The organism is Streptomyces sp. NPDC043176 (genome assembly GCF_056436715.1).
The window spans coordinates 100,448-113,789 of the sequence record NZ_JBWKCA010000001.1; the positions used below are offsets into that span (position 1 = coordinate 100,448).

The 13,342-nt window shown below is 72.1% G+C and carries 14 protein-coding genes; 5 read left to right on the forward strand and 9 right to left on the reverse strand.

Annotated features, from left to right (window positions below; all coding sequences use genetic code 11):
• Positions 1-35: 35 nt before the first annotated feature.
• Positions 36-1,436 carry a class II fumarate hydratase gene (locus AC067A_RS00485; RefSeq protein WP_478612465.1) on the reverse strand — a complete coding sequence of 467 codons (1,401 nt, stop codon included), beginning with the start codon at positions 1,434-1,436 and terminating at the stop codon, positions 36-38.
• A 139-nt stretch (positions 1,437-1,575) separates the two neighbouring features.
• On the opposite strand from AC067A_RS00485, the gene AC067A_RS00490 reads away from it, so the two are divergent.
• On the forward strand, positions 1,576-3,105 hold the full coding sequence (locus AC067A_RS00490) for a ricin-type beta-trefoil lectin domain protein (protein WP_478612468.1): 1,530 nt from the start codon (positions 1,576-1,578) through the stop codon (positions 3,103-3,105).
• Positions 3,106-3,226: 121 nt separating this feature from the next.
• Here the strand turns inward: AC067A_RS00490 and AC067A_RS00495 are convergent, their stop codons facing one another.
• Positions 3,227-3,853 carry a lipoprotein gene (locus tag AC067A_RS00495; protein WP_478612471.1) on the reverse strand — a complete coding sequence of 209 codons (627 nt, stop codon included), beginning with the start codon at positions 3,851-3,853 and terminating at the stop codon, positions 3,227-3,229.
• A 119-nt stretch (positions 3,854-3,972) separates the two neighbouring features.
• Between AC067A_RS00495 and AC067A_RS00500 the strand changes: the two genes are divergently transcribed.
• Positions 3,973-4,473: an allene oxide cyclase barrel-like domain-containing protein gene (locus tag AC067A_RS00500; RefSeq protein WP_478612473.1), complete on the forward strand. Its 501-nt coding sequence runs from the start codon at positions 3,973-3,975 to the stop codon at positions 4,471-4,473.
• Positions 4,474-4,503: 30 nt separating this feature from the next.
• Here AC067A_RS00500 and AC067A_RS00505 read toward each other — a convergent pair whose 3' ends face one another.
• Both AC067A_RS00505 and AC067A_RS00510 read right to left on the reverse strand, forming a co-directional pair.
• Positions 4,504-5,127 (reverse strand): HAD family acid phosphatase, encoded by a 624-nt coding sequence (locus AC067A_RS00505; RefSeq protein ID WP_478612476.1) that lies wholly within the window; start codon positions 5,125-5,127, stop codon positions 4,504-4,506.
• A gap of 193 nt (positions 5,128-5,320) precedes the next feature.
• Positions 5,321-6,991: a fumarate hydratase gene (locus tag AC067A_RS00510; protein WP_478612479.1), complete on the reverse strand. Its 1,671-nt coding sequence runs from the start codon at positions 6,989-6,991 to the stop codon at positions 5,321-5,323.
• A gap of 387 nt (positions 6,992-7,378) precedes the next feature.
• On the opposite strand from AC067A_RS00510, the gene AC067A_RS00515 reads away from it, so the two are divergent.
• Positions 7,379-8,098, forward strand: a complete 720-nt coding sequence (locus tag AC067A_RS00515; RefSeq protein WP_478612482.1) for a DUF1707 SHOCT-like domain-containing protein — start codon at positions 7,379-7,381, stop codon at positions 8,096-8,098.
• 227 nt (positions 8,099-8,325) lie between these two features.
• The gene (locus AC067A_RS00520; protein WP_478612485.1) at positions 8,326-8,700 is read left to right on the forward strand and encodes a WhiB family transcriptional regulator; all 375 of its coding nucleotides are present in this window, start codon (positions 8,326-8,328) and stop codon (positions 8,698-8,700) included.
• Positions 8,701-8,792: 92 nt separating this feature from the next.
• Here the strand turns inward: AC067A_RS00520 and glpX are convergent, their stop codons facing one another.
• Complete coding sequence (gene glpX / locus AC067A_RS00525) at positions 8,793-9,827, reverse strand: class II fructose-bisphosphatase (RefSeq protein ID WP_478612487.1); 1,035 nt, start codon at positions 9,825-9,827, stop codon at positions 8,793-8,795.
• A 117-nt stretch (positions 9,828-9,944) separates the two neighbouring features.
• Here glpX and AC067A_RS00530 point away from each other — a divergent pair, with 117 nt between their 5' ends.
• Positions 9,945-10,478, forward strand: a complete 534-nt coding sequence (locus AC067A_RS00530) for a DUF4245 domain-containing protein (RefSeq protein ID WP_478612490.1) — start codon at positions 9,945-9,947, stop codon at positions 10,476-10,478.
• A gap of 104 nt (positions 10,479-10,582) precedes the next feature.
• Here the strand turns inward: AC067A_RS00530 and AC067A_RS00535 are convergent, their stop codons facing one another.
• From AC067A_RS00535 to xseA, 4 genes are all read right to left on the reverse strand, one after another.
• Positions 10,583-11,173 carry a malonic semialdehyde reductase gene (locus AC067A_RS00535; protein ID WP_478612493.1) on the reverse strand — a complete coding sequence of 197 codons (591 nt, stop codon included), beginning with the start codon at positions 11,171-11,173 and terminating at the stop codon, positions 10,583-10,585.
• A gap of 130 nt (positions 11,174-11,303) precedes the next feature.
• Positions 11,304-11,528 (reverse strand): hypothetical protein, encoded by a 225-nt coding sequence (locus AC067A_RS00540; RefSeq protein WP_478612496.1) that lies wholly within the window; start codon positions 11,526-11,528, stop codon positions 11,304-11,306.
• Positions 11,506-11,763: an exodeoxyribonuclease VII small subunit gene (locus AC067A_RS00545; protein ID WP_478612498.1), complete on the reverse strand. Its 258-nt coding sequence runs from the start codon at positions 11,761-11,763 to the stop codon at positions 11,506-11,508. The genes AC067A_RS00540 and AC067A_RS00545 overlap by 23 nt, the downstream gene beginning before the upstream one ends.
• A 206-nt stretch (positions 11,764-11,969) precedes the next feature.
• The gene (xseA, locus tag AC067A_RS00550; protein WP_478612501.1) at positions 11,970-13,190 is read right to left on the reverse strand and encodes an exodeoxyribonuclease VII large subunit; all 1,221 of its coding nucleotides are present in this window, start codon (positions 13,188-13,190) and stop codon (positions 11,970-11,972) included.
• Between the last annotated feature and the right edge of the window lie 152 nt (positions 13,191-13,342).

A 13,342-nucleotide genomic window follows, 5' to 3' on the forward strand; every position in this document is an offset into this window, starting at 1 on the left:
GCGGGTGCCGCCCGGCCCGCGGCGCCGGACAGGCCCTACGGCCGGGTCATCCGCAGGACGTCGAGCGCCTCGTCCAGCTGCTCGACCGTGAGGTCGCCGCGCTCGACGTACCCGGACTCGAGGACGACCTCGCGGATGGTCCTCCGCTCGGCGAGGGACCTCTTGGCGACCTTGGCGGCCTCCTCGTACCCGATGTACTTGTTCAGCGGGGTGACCACGGACGGCGAGGACTCGGCGTACTCGCGGGCGCGTTCGGCGTTGGCGGTGATGCCGTCGACCGTGCGGTCCGCGAGCAGCCGGGAGGCGTTGGCGAGCAGCCGTACGGACTCCAGGAGGTTCTTGGCCATCACCGGCAGCATCACGTTGAGCTCGAAGTTCCCGGCGGCGCCGGCCACGGCGACCGTGGTGTCGTTTCCGGTCACCTGTGCGGCGACCATGAGGACCGCCTCGGGGATCACCGGGTTGACCTTGCCGGGCATGATCGAGGAGCCGGGCTGGAGGTCGGGCAGGTTGATCTCGGCGAGGCCGGTGCGCGGGCCGCTGGCCATCCAGCGCAGATCGTTGGCGATCTTGGTGAGGGAGACGGCGACGGTACGGAGCTGCCCGGACGTCTCCACCAGGCCGTCCCGGGCGCCCTGGGCCTCGAAGTGGTCGCGGGCCTCGGTCAGGGGCAGTCCGGTCGCGCGGGCGACCTCCGCGATGACGGCGGCGGAGAATCCGGCCGGGGTGTTGATGCCGGTGCCCACCGCCGTGCCGCCGAGGGGGAGTTCGGCGAGCCGGGGGAGGGCGGTGCGCAGGCGCTCGACGCCGTACCTGACCTGGGCCGCGTAGCCGCCGAACTCCTGGCCGAGGGTGACCGGGGTGGCGTCCATCAGGTGCGTGCGGCCGGACTTCACGACCGTCGCGAATTCGGCTGATTTTCGCTCCAGGGCGGCGGCCAGATGGTCGAGGGCGGGGATCAGGTCGTGGGTGACGGCGCCGGTGGCCGCGATGTGGATGGAGGACGGGAACACGTCGTTGGAGGACTGCGAGGCGTTCACGTGGTCGTTGGGGTGGACCTCGCGGCCCTCGGGGAGCCGTTCGGTGGCGAGCGTGGCGATGACCTCGTTGGTGTTCATGTTCGACGAGGTGCCCGAGCCGGTCTGGAAGACGTCCACGGGGAAGTGCTCGTCCCAGCGGCCCCCGGCGACCTCCTCGGCGGCCGACGCGATGGCCTCCGCGCGGTCCTCGTCGATGACGCCCAGTTCGGCGTTGACCTTGGCCGCGGCGGCCTTGATGCGGGCCAGGGCCTCGATGTGGGCGCGCTCCAGGCGCTGGCCCGAGATCGGGAAGTTCTCCACCGCCCGCTGGGTCTGGGCCCGCCATTTGGCGTGGGCGGGGACCCGCACCTCGCCCATGGAGTCGTGCTCGATCCGGTAGTCCTCGGCGTCGTTCATGTTCCCAACCTCCTGGCTGTGCTCGCGGGGGGCGACCCCCAATCCCCCGAAAAAGATGAGCACTTGTCTTGTTCGATGTATTCCCAAGGTGCGTACCGGCCAGTAAAAACCGTGGGTAACCCCACTTCCAGGAGGCGCAATGAAGCGCACCGGGTACAGACTCCGCTGGCCCGTCGCAGCCGTCGCCGCAGCCGCGGCGGCCCTCGGCAGCATGACCGCCGCCGCCCCCGCGGGCGCGGCCGACACGAGCACCACGGCCGGAATCACCTCCACACCCCTCTCCCCGGAGCTGGAGGCGATCCGCGCCGCCGAGGCCACCCGGATCTACGGCAGCCCGCAGGAGCGCCCGCTCGCCGAACGCAGGACCGGCCTGATCTCCCTCGGCGACAGCGAGATCTCCGGAGAGGGCGTCGGCACCTACGAGTCGCCCACCAACGGGCCCACCAACTGGTGTCACCGCTCGCCCGACGCCGCCATCCACCGCACCGGGATCCCCGCGGACCTCACCTTCAACGTGGCCTGCTCCGGCGCGTACACGGGCAACATCCGCATCGGCGGCTCCCGGCAGTACGCCGACGAGCTGGTCCAGAGCGACAACCTCGCCGTCAAGGCCCGCAACACCCGGATCAAGATGGTCCTGCTCGTCGCCGGAGCCAACGACGACCTGCAGTTCGGGCCCGTCATGACCGACTGCGTCCAGCGCTACGTGCTCAGCCAGGGCACCTGCGAGCCCAAGTACGCCCCCGGCTGGCAGGCCCGCGTCGACGCGCTCGTCCCCAAGGTCGAGCAGACCGTGCGCGACCTGAGGACCGTCATGCGCGACGCCGGCTACGCCGACGGCGACTACAAGCTCGTCGTCATGGGCTACCCGAGCCCGATCGGCCCCGACTTCCGCGACAACCCGAACTTCCCCGGCAAGCTCGCCTGCGGCGGCATGGGGTACGACTCCGACACCAAGTGGGGCCGCAACACCGCCGTCCCCGCCTTCGAGCGCGGCATGCGCCGGGCGGCCGCCTCCACCGGAGCCGTCTACCTCGACAACTCGCGGCTCTTCCACGGCCACGAGGTCTGCATGGAGGACACCTGGGCCCGGGGCCTGTACATCGACCTCTCCAAGCCCGGCGGCATCGACGAGAACTCCGTCCGGCAGTCCTTCCACCCCAACAAGAGCGGCCACGCCGCCTTCGCGTCCTGCCTGACGCAGATCTACGCCTCGGACCGGCGCGAGGCGAGCTGCGCCGACATCGACTCCAGCGGCACGCCGACGCTCTTCCCGCTCGCCTGGGACGACGCGTACCGCCCGCTCAGGAACCAGGCGACCGGCAACTGCCTGGACGTCGACGCGGCCGAGTCCGCCAACGGGACGGGCGTGCTCGGCTGGGACTGCCACGGCGGCCGCAACCAGGGCTGGTGGTACGACTCCGCCCGGCGGACCCTGCACACCCAGCTCACCCAGGACCGCTGCGTGGACGTGCCCGGCGCCGTCTACCAGGCCGGGAAGGCGCTCGTCGTCTGGAACTGCAGCGGCGCCGCCAACCAGAGGTTCGTCCGCGACGGCGCCACCATCCGCCCCGCCGCCGCGACCGGCCTCTGCCTCACCCAGGGCGCGGCGAAGGAGCCGATCAGGCTCCAGAGCTGCAACGGCTCCGCGAACCAGCAGTTCGTGTAGGGAGGCCTCGGTCCGGCCCGAGCGGCGGGACACCCCCGGGGCCCCGGAGACGCCGTGGCCCCCGTCCGGTGCGGGACGGGGGCCACGGTTCCGTTCGGAGACCCTGGGATCCCCGAGCGGATCAGAGCGCCCTCAGCGTCGACTTCGCCAGCTCGTACGCCGGGATCATCGCCCGGTGCTCGTCGGAGTCGAGCCCGCCGAGGTGGACGATCACCACGCCCTTGGGCGTGGAGACGGCGAACGCCCGCTCCTCCTTCGACTCCTCCGTCAGCTCGACGGAGACGGTGTACGTCACCTCGACGGCCGGCAGCGCGCCCGCGGCGGTCTCCTCGTAGGCGACCTTCGAGGTGCTCCGCGCGCCCTTCACGAAGCCTTCGAGCGCGGCCCGCGCGGGACCCTTGTCCGCCGTCCAGATCCGCAGGTAGCCGATGTGCCCGGCCGGCTTGGCGTCCACCTCGCAGCGGATCACCGCGGGACCCTGACGCGTCAGCGCCGCGAACTCCGGGTTCTCCGGGTCGTCGATCGCCTCCGGCTCCCACTTCTCCGCCAGCCCGAACGACACGGGCAGCGCGCAGGCCGACCCCGGCCCACCCAGGGTGGCGGCGGCCTTCGGGCCCTCCGCCTCCGGCGCGGCGGTGCCCGCCGGGGCCACGGGCGCCGGAGTCGTACCGCAGCCGGTCAGCAGCAGCCCGGCCGTGGCCAGGGCGACGGAGGCCGCCGCGCGTATCGGAAGTGCTCTCTCTCGCATGACGCCCATGATCGCCGACCCGGGGAGCGGGCATACGCCCGGACGGGCGAACGCGCGGTGACCGTCGCACAATGTGAAGCATGCCGAGGGGGACCCCCCATCCCACCGGGAGGCAGGACATGACCCGCACCCTCAGGAGGATCGGCACGCTCGGTGCCTGCACGGTCGCGGCCGTCGCCTTCGGCGCCGTGGCCCCGGTCCAGGCCGACAACGGCGACGGGTTCGAGCTCACGCTCTACGCCAAGGAGGTCCCGGCCGAGGGGGCCGACGAGAGCGGGCCGCCGCCCAAGGTCGGCGACGTCTTCACCGTCGCCGACGACCTGTACAAGACCAAGGGCGGCGACAAGGTCGGCCGCGACGGCGTCACCTGCGCCGTGGTGCGCGTCTCCGGCACCCAGGCGGACGTGAACTGCGTCGGCACCTTCGTCCTGAACGGCGGACCGGGCGGACAGCTCACCGCCCAGGCCCTCGTCACCTTCGACACCTCGGCCGAGGCGCCCGCCGCGTACGACGTGGCCATCACCGGCGGAACCGGTGACTTCAAGGACGCCCGTGGCTACGTGCGCACCACCCCCGACGGGGACTACGAGCGGATGGAGTTCCACATCAACGTCCGCTAGGGGGTGTCCCGCACCCCTGGTGGACCGACGTCAGGACAGCTTGCCGCCGTAGTCCGGCAGCTTGAAGGCGCGCTCGGCGTGGCCGCCGACGAGGTCGGTGGTGTTGTTGCCGATGTTCGCGATGATCGTGTAGCCCTTGGCCTCGATCTCCGCGCGCTTCGCGGTCTTGTACGCGCCGACCTCGGCGAACAGGTCGGGCAGGTTCCGCACGTACAGACCGTCGACCGGATACCCGGACTTCCTCAGGTTCCAGTCCGTCAGGGAGTGGATGATCCCCGGCCGCGCGGTCACGAAGAAGACCGCCACCCCGCGCGCGTGGGCGTCGCGGACGAGGTCCCGCACGTCCGCGATGGCCGGGGTCGGCAGCTCCCAGAAGGGGTGGAAGTCCGTCTCCAGGGAGCTGTTGTCGATGTCGAGGACGATCGCCTGCTTCTCCCGGCCGGCGTCCTCGGCGCGCTCCTCGATGTACGGGCGGGCCTCGGCGACGACGGCCGCCACGTCGCGGCGCCAGGTCCCGTAGTCGACGTCGGCGAGGGCCGCGGCCGAGGTCACGTGGGTGTCGGGGTCGGCGGCCGAGGCGGCGGGCGCGGGCCCGACGACGAGGACGGCGGCCAGGCCGAGGGTGGCGGCGGCGGTGCGCTTGGCGGAGGGCATGGGGGGCTCCCGAGGGGTCGACCGGCTCAGTGGTTGACATGCTCGCGACCCATACTGACCAGTAGGCGACGGGAGGGCTACCGGTCGGTAGCGACTTTCTGAGCGGACGGCGGCGCACTTCCGAGCGGCCGCGAACGGGAAGCCCCGTTCCCTGCGGGAACGGGGGCTTCACGGAAGCGCCAGGGGGGAGGGATCAGCCGAGACCCGGACCCCGCACCGGGATGTGCGTGAACGTCGGCTCCGGCGCCGGGTTCTGGAAGAAGTCGTTGCCCTTGTCGTCCACGACGATGAACGCCGGGAAGTCCTCGACCTCGATCTTCCAGACCGCCTCCATGCCGAGCTCCTCGTACTCGACGACCTCGACCTTCTTGATGCAGTCCTGCGCGAGGCGGGCCGCCGGGCCGCCGATCGAGCCGAGGTAGAAGCCGCCGTGCGCGCCGCACGCGGCCGTGACCTGCCCGGACCGGTTGCCCTTCGCCAGCATCACCTTCGAGCCGCCCGCGGCCTGGAACTGCTCCACGTACGAGTCCATGCGGCCGGCCGTCGTGGGACCGAAGGAACCGGAGGCGTAACCCTCGGGGGTCTTCGCCGGGCCCGCGTAGTAGACCGGGTGGTCCTTCAGGTACTGCGGCATCTCCTCGCCCGCGTCCAGGCGCTCCTTGATCTTGGCGTGCGCGATGTCGCGCGCCACGACCAGCGGGCCGTTCAGCGAAAGCCGGGTCTTGACCGGGTACTTGGTCAGCTCGGCGAGGATGTCGTCCATCGGCTGGTTCAGGTCGATCGTGACGACGTCGGAGGCCTCGTTCAGGTGCTCGTCGGTCGTGTCCGGCAGGAAGCGCGCCGGGTCGGTCTCCAGCTGCTCCAGGAAGACGCCCTCGGCGGTGATCTTCGCGACGGCCTGGCGGTCGGCCGAGCAGGAGACGGCGATGGCGACGGGCAGCGAGGCGCCGTGGCGGGGGAGGCGGACGACGCGGACGTCGTGGCAGAAGTACTTGCCGCCGAACTGCGCGCCGATGCCGATCTTCTGCGTCAGCTCGAAGACCTTCTCCTCCAGCTCCTTGTCGCGGAAGCCGTGGCCGGTCTCGGCCGAGCCCTCGGTGGGCAGCTCGTCCAGGTAGTGCGCGGAGGCGTACTTCGCGGTCTTGAGCGCGAACTCGGCCGACGTGCCGCCGACGACGATCGCCAGGTGGTACGGCGGGCAGGCCGCCGTGCCGAGCGAACGGATCTTCTCCTCCAGGAACTTCATCATGCTCGCCTCGTTGAGGACGGCCTTCGTCTCCTGGTAGAGGAAGGACTTGTTGGCGGAGCCGCCGCCCTTGGCCATGAAGAGGAACTTGTACGCGCCGCCGTCGGTCGCGTACAGCTCGATCTGCGCGGGCAGGTTCGAGCCGGTGTTCTTCTCCTCCCACATGGTCACCGGGGCCATCTGCGAGTACCGCAGGTTGAGCCTGGTGTACGCGTCGTAGATGCCCTTGGACAGGGCCTCCTCGTCGCGGCCCGGGGTCAGCACGTTCTGGCCGCGCTTGCCCATCACGATCGCGGTGCCCGTGTCCTGGCACATCGGCAGGACGCCGGCGGCGGCGATGTTCGCGTTCTTGAGCAGGTCGAGCGCCACGAACTTGTCGTTCGACGAGGCCTCGGGGTCGTCGATGATCCGGCGCAGCTGGGCCAGGTGGGCCGGGCGCAGGAAGTGCTGGATGTCGTGGATCGCCTCGGCGGCCAGCTGCCGCAGGGCCTCGGGCTCGACCTTGAGGAACGTACGGCCGTCGGCCTCGAAGGTGGAGACACCTTCGGAGGTCACCAGGCGGTAGGGCGTGGTGTCCTCTCCCAGCGGGAGCAGATCGGAGTACGCAAACTCTGGCATGACGGCAGCCATTCCTCACTCGGCAGACAGCGACGCCGCCTCCGTTGGCCGCGCGCACTCCAGCGTAGAACGCGGGCGCGCCGCCGATCCTGTGAGGTAAGGCTCACTTGCCGCCCGCCCGGGTGTCCGGGGCCCGGGCGGAGGTGCGTCCGGCGCGGATCCGGCGACGGAGGAAGGTGCGGCCGGCCCGGCCGCGGCGGGGGACCGGCCGCGGGAAGCCGACCGTGGGGGTCGGCCCTGGGGGTCCGGCCGTCGGGGTCCGACGGCGGGCGACTGGCTGCGGGCAGCCGGCCGCGGGGGGCCGCCGCCCGCCTCCGAGCGCCTTTCGTCCACAGCCCCGGCCCTGCCCCCTGGTCGCGATCTATCGCGTTTCGCTAGGCTGGCTCCGTGGACCTCGAAAAGCAGCCCGAACCCGAGAAGCAGCCCCAGCCGCAGCGGTCGGCCGCGCCCGCCGAGACCGCGCCCGCGGAGCCCGCCTTCGCCGACCCGCGGGGCTCGCTGCGGGCCTCGGACGCGGACCGGGACCGGATCGCGGACATTCTCGGGGACGCCCTGGCCGAGGGGCGGCTCGACCCGGAGGAGCACTCGGACCGGATCGACGCGGTCTACCGGGCCAAGACGGTCGGGGAGCTGGAGCCGATCGTCCGCGACCTGCCCTCCGCCCGCACCCGCCAGGAGTCCGAGCCGGCCCACGTGTGGGCCGCCGACGACCCCGAGGGCCCCGCGGAGAACCTCGTCGCGATCTTCTCCAGCACCACCCGCAAGGGCCGCTGGCGGGTGAGCCGCCGGACGAACGCCTTCGCGCTCTTCGGGAACATCGAGGTCGACCTCACCGAGGCGATCTTCGCCCAGCGGCTCACCACCATCAACGCCACCTCGATCTTCGGGAACGTCGAGGTGCGCGTCCCGGAGAACATCAGCCTGCGCGGCAACGGCAGCGGGGTCTTCGGGAACTTCGAGGTCGTCACCCTGGAGGGCGTCGACCCGCAGGCCCCGGTCGTCGTCATCAACGGCTACTCGGTCTTCGGGAACGTCGAGGCCAGGCCCAAGCGCGGCAAGTGGATCACCGACCTCCAGGGCAGGCTGCGCAAACACCTCGGCCACTGACGTCCGGCGGGGCGGGAGGCGCGACCGAGGGAGTCCCCGTCCCGGCGGCGACCGGCGACCGGCGCCCCGTCCCGGCCGTGACCGGCGTCCCGTCCCGGTCGTGACCGGAATCCGCCCACGGCTATCCGCAGTGCGGAACGGCGCGGCACGCAGTGCATAGGCGCGCGCACAGCGGGTAGGGCTGGGGCATCGCCGCTCGCTCGCGAAGCCGTCGTCAGGAGTAGACCGTGCTGCAACTGCCGCATCAGCCCCTCCAGGTCGCCGCCGTCCCCCCTCAGCGCATCACGCCCACCCGGGACGACGAGGCAGGCCCTTGGCACGCGGAGGCGGTGTGCCGCCGGGACGAAGCCGGGCTGTTCTTCGCCCCGTCCAAGGAACCGACCGCCGCGCGGCTGGCCCGCGAGGAGGCGGCCAAGCGGGTCTGCGCGCGCTGTCCCGTCATGGTCGAGTGCCGCGAGCACGCGCTGCTCCAGCCGGAGCCGTACGGAGTGTGGGGCGGGCTGACGGCGGCGGAGCGCCGTGTCGTCCTCGCCCGGCGCCGGCGGCGCGAGGTGGAGCTGCGGAAGGCCTCGGCGACCGAGCGGATCGCCCAGGCGGGCTGACGGGAACCGCGGACGCGTCTCCGCGGGCCCGTACGGGAAGGGGCGCCCCCACCGCACATGGGGGCGCCCCTCTTCGTACCGTCGTCGCGCGGTCAGTTCGCGCGGTCGAAGTCGATCTTGCTGTACGCGCGCAGCTTCGAGAGCCGGTGCGTGGAGTCGATCTGGCGGATCGTGCCGGACTTCGAGCGCATGACCAGCGACTGGGTGGTCGCGGTCTCGGCGCGGTAGCGCACGCCGCGCAGCAGCTCGCCGTCGGTGATGCCGGTCGCGACGAAGAAGACGTTGTCGCCGGCGACCAGGTCGTTCGTGGAGAGCACCCGGTCCAGGTCGTGGCCCGCGTCCAGGGCCTTCTGGCGCTCGGCGTCGTCCTTCGGCCACAGCTTGCCCTGGATGACACCGCCGAGGCACTTGATGGCGCACGCGGAGATGATGCCCTCGGGGGTGCCGCCGATGCCCATCAGCATGTCGACGCCCGTGCCCTCGCGGACGGCCATGATCGAGCCGGCGACGTCGCCGTCCGAGATGAACTTGATCCGGGCGCCGGTCTCGCGGATCTCCTTGACGATGCCCTCGTGGCGGGGGCGGTCCAGGATGACGACCGTGATGTCCTCGGGCGAGGAGTTCTTCGCCTTGGCCACCCGGCGGATGTTGACCGAGACGGGGGCGTTGATGTCGACGAAGTCGGCGGCCTCGGGGCCGGTGACGAGCTTGTCCATGTAGAAGACCGCGGACGGGTCGAACATGGCGCCGCGGTCGGCGGCGGCCAGGACGGCGATCGCGTTCGGCATGCCCTTGGCGTTGAGCGTGGTGCCGTCGATCGGGTCCACGGCGATGTCGACCTCGGCGCCGGTGCCGTCGCCGACCCGCTCGCCGTTGAAGAGCATGGGGGCTTCGTCCTTCTCGCCCTCGCCGATGACGACGACGCCGTTCATCGAGACGGTGGAGATCAGGGTCCGCATGGCGTTGACCGCTGCGCCGTCCGCGCCGATCTTGTCGCCCCGGCCGACCCAGCGGCCGGCGGCCATGGCGGCGGCCTCGGTGACGCGGACCAGCTCGAGAGCCAGGTTGCGGTCGGGGGCCTCGGGAGAGACGACAAGCTCGGGCGGCAGATGATGCTGCTCGGTCATCGGAACGCACCTTTCTGTACGGCGACGGCCGGAAATAAGAGGGTGCTGCGACTCTATCGGTACGTCGACAAAATGAGCAGTGGGGCCCACGTATGAGCACGGAACCGTGATGCGACCATGGTGGGCGTGGCAGGTATGCGAGGCAGGCAGACGGTACGCGGGATGTTCCAGTCCCTCGGGGTGATCTTGGTCGCCGCGGGCGTGATGTATCTCTTCATTCCGCATGACGAGGAAGCCGACCCGGTCAAGGCGAAGGACTACCGGGTCGAGCTCCTCACGGCCCAGCGGGCGGCGCCGTATCCGGTGCTGGCCCCCCAGGGGCTCGGTGACGGCTGGAAGGCGACGGTCGTCTCGTACAAGCGCGAGAACGCCGACGCCTGGCAGCTCGGCTTCCTCTCCCCGGACACCCAGTACGTGGCGATCCACCAGTCGACGGCGGCGCCGGGCACCTATGTGCCGGACGTCACCCAGCGCGCCAGGAACACCGGGCGCACCGAGACGGTGGCCGGCCAGGTCTGGCAGCGCTGGGAGGGTCCCAAGTACGACGCCCTCGTCCGCACGGACGGCGGGGCGACCACCGTGGTGACCGGCACCGCCTCCTTCGAGCGGCTGAGCGAGATGGCGGGCGCGCTCCGCTCGAACAAGGTCTGACCCTCCGACCACCCGCCCCACCCGGGCGTACGGGAAGGGCCCCGCACTCGTCGAGTGCGGGGCCCTTCCCGTCGTGCCCGTTCGGCCTGCCGGTGCGGCGCGGCTCAGACGGTGGTGATGACCTCGTCGAAGGAGAGGCGCGGGGAGCGCGGGAACCAGGCGTCCTCGCCCGGCTTGCCGATGTTGACGACCATCAGCGGGGTGTGGTCGTCGTCCAGGAACTCCTTCTGGACGCCGGCGAAGTCCAGGCCGGTCATCGGGCCGGCGGCCAGGCCGGCGGCGCGGACGCCCACGATGAAGTACGCGGCCTGCAGGGCGGCGTTCAGCGCGGCCGAGCCCTCACGGACCGGGCGCTCGGCGAAGAACATGTCCTTGGCCTGCGGGAAGTGCGGGAGCAGGGCCGGGAGCTCCTCGTGGAACTCGTTGTCGGCGGAGAGGATCGCGACCAGCGGGGCGGAGGCGGTCTTGGCCTGGTTGCCCTCGGCCATGTGCTTGACCAGGCGCTCGCGGGCCTCGGGGGAGCGGACCAGCGTGATGCGCAGCGGGGACTGGTTGAAGGCGGTCGGGCCGAACTTCACCAGGTCGTAGATCGCCTGGACCTGCTCGTCGGTCACCGGCTCGTCGGTGAACGTGTTGGCGGTGCGGGCCTCACGGAAGAGGAGGTCCTGGGCGGCGGGGTCAAGGGCGAGAGACATGCTGCGTACCTTCCGGACTGCAAGGGGGTCGCTCGTACGGAGTTCAAGCGATGCCCCGACAGTACGCCCGGGATTGGTGAAGGTTCAACTAATCCATCCGGATAGTGATCCGTTTCACTCGGCGCCGAGTCTACGCCAGGCGCGCCACCGGGCGGGACCGGGCGGGACCGAACGCCGGAACGGGGCGCTGCCCCTCCCTGCCGGGAGCCGCGAGGGCACGCTCCTCCTCCCCGGAAGCCGCGAGGGGGTCCCGCTCCTCTCCGGAAGCCGCGTGCTGCTCCTCCCCGGGAGCCGCGAGGGCGTGCTGCTCCTCCCCGGGAGCCGCGAGGGCGCTAGTCCTCGTCCTCGTCCTCATCGCCCGTCTCCTCGGCCGTCTCCGCCGCGCGCTCCGTCGCCAGGGAGGCGTCGAGCCGGGCCCGGGCCCCGTCGAGACGGCGCCGGCAGACCTGGGCCAGCTCCTCGCCGCGCTCCCAGAGCGCCAGGGACTCCTCCAGGGTCGTGCCGCCCGCCTCCAGGCGACGCACGACCTCGATCAGCTCGTCCCGCGCCTCCTCGTACCCGAGCGCCGCCTCTTCCGTACCGACTGCCATGTGCTCCACCCTCCGTCGTACCTGTCCTGCTTCTCTGTCCGTGTCCCGCGCCGTACGTCCCGGCGGGGTGGGGTCCCGTGCCCCGCGGGCCCGCGGTCGTCAGTCCTGCGGCCCTCGGCCCCGCGGTCCTCGATCCTGCGGTCCCGCGCCGGCGGCTCCCGCCGCGCGGCGCGTGCCGGGCGGTCCGCGCCGCGGGCGGTTCCGGTTCAGGACGGGTCGGCGGCGACGCGGCGGACCGCGAACTCGCCTTCCGCCACCCGGGCCCGCAGCTCCTCGCCGTCCGTGACCTCCTTGGGGGAGCGGACGACCGCGCCGTCCGCCCGCTGCAGCACCGCGTACCCCCGCTCCATCGTCGCGGCGGGCGACAGCGCCCGGACCCGGGCCCGCGTGTGCGACAGCTCGGAGTCCGCCCGGTCCAGAAGGTGCCCGAGCACCCGGCGGCTGCGGGCGAGCAGTGCGGCGACCTCGTCCTCGCGGACCTCGACCATCCGCTGCGGATGCTCCATGACGGGCCGCGCCAGCGCGTGCGCCAGACCGCGCTCCTCGCGGTCGAGGAGGCCCCGGACGGTCCGCAGGGCGCGGTCCCGCAGCCCGCGCACCCGGTCGAGCTCCTCCCCGACGTCCGGCACGACCTTCTTGGCCGCGTCCGTGGGCGTCGAGGCGCGCAGGTCCGCCACCAGGTCGAGCAGCGGCGAGTCCGGCTCGTGCCCGATCGCGGAGACCACCGGCGTACGGCAGTCGGCCACCGCCCGGACGAGCTGCTCGTCCGAGAACGGCAGCAGGTCCTCGACGCTGCCGCCGCCCCGGGCGACGATGATCACGTCGACGTCCTCGTCCCCGTCGAGCTCCCGCACCGCCTGGATGACCTGCGGGACCGCCTTCACGCCCTGCACCGCGACGTTCCGCACCTCGAAGCTGACGGCCGGCCACCGGCGCCGCGCGTTCTCCAGGACGTCCCGCTCGGCCGCCGAGGCTCGGCCGCAGACCAGGCCGACGCGGTGCGGCAGGAACGGCAGCGGCTTCTTCCGGTCGAGCGCGAACAGTCCCTCGGACGCCAGGCTCCGCTTCAGCTGCTCCAGGCGGGCGAGCAGCTCGCCGATCCCCACCGGCTTGATCTCCACCGCCCGCAGCGACAGCTGCCCGCGCGGCGCGTACCACTCGGGCTTCGCGTGCAGGACGACCCGTGCGCCCTCCGACACGACGTCCGCCACCGCGTCGAAGACCTTGCGGTAGCAGGTGACGCCGATCGAGATGTCGTGCGAGGGATCCCGCAGCGTCAGGAACACGACCCCGGCGCCCGGCCGCCGCGACAGCTGCGTGATCTGCCCCTCGACCCAGATCGCCCCGAGCCGGTCGATCCAGCCCCCGATCAGCCGGGAGACCTCACCGACGGGAAGCGGCGCTTCTGCGGACGTAGTCAGACCCATGGACCGAGCGTAACCGCGCGGTACGACAACGTCAGGACCGCGCGGAGGTCCGCGCCGAAGTGCGCGCGAGCCGGGACCCCGCCCGCGCGGCCTCGCCACGCGCGCGTGACCCGAGCCGGGACCCCCGCCCGCGCGGCCCCGACCACGTGCGA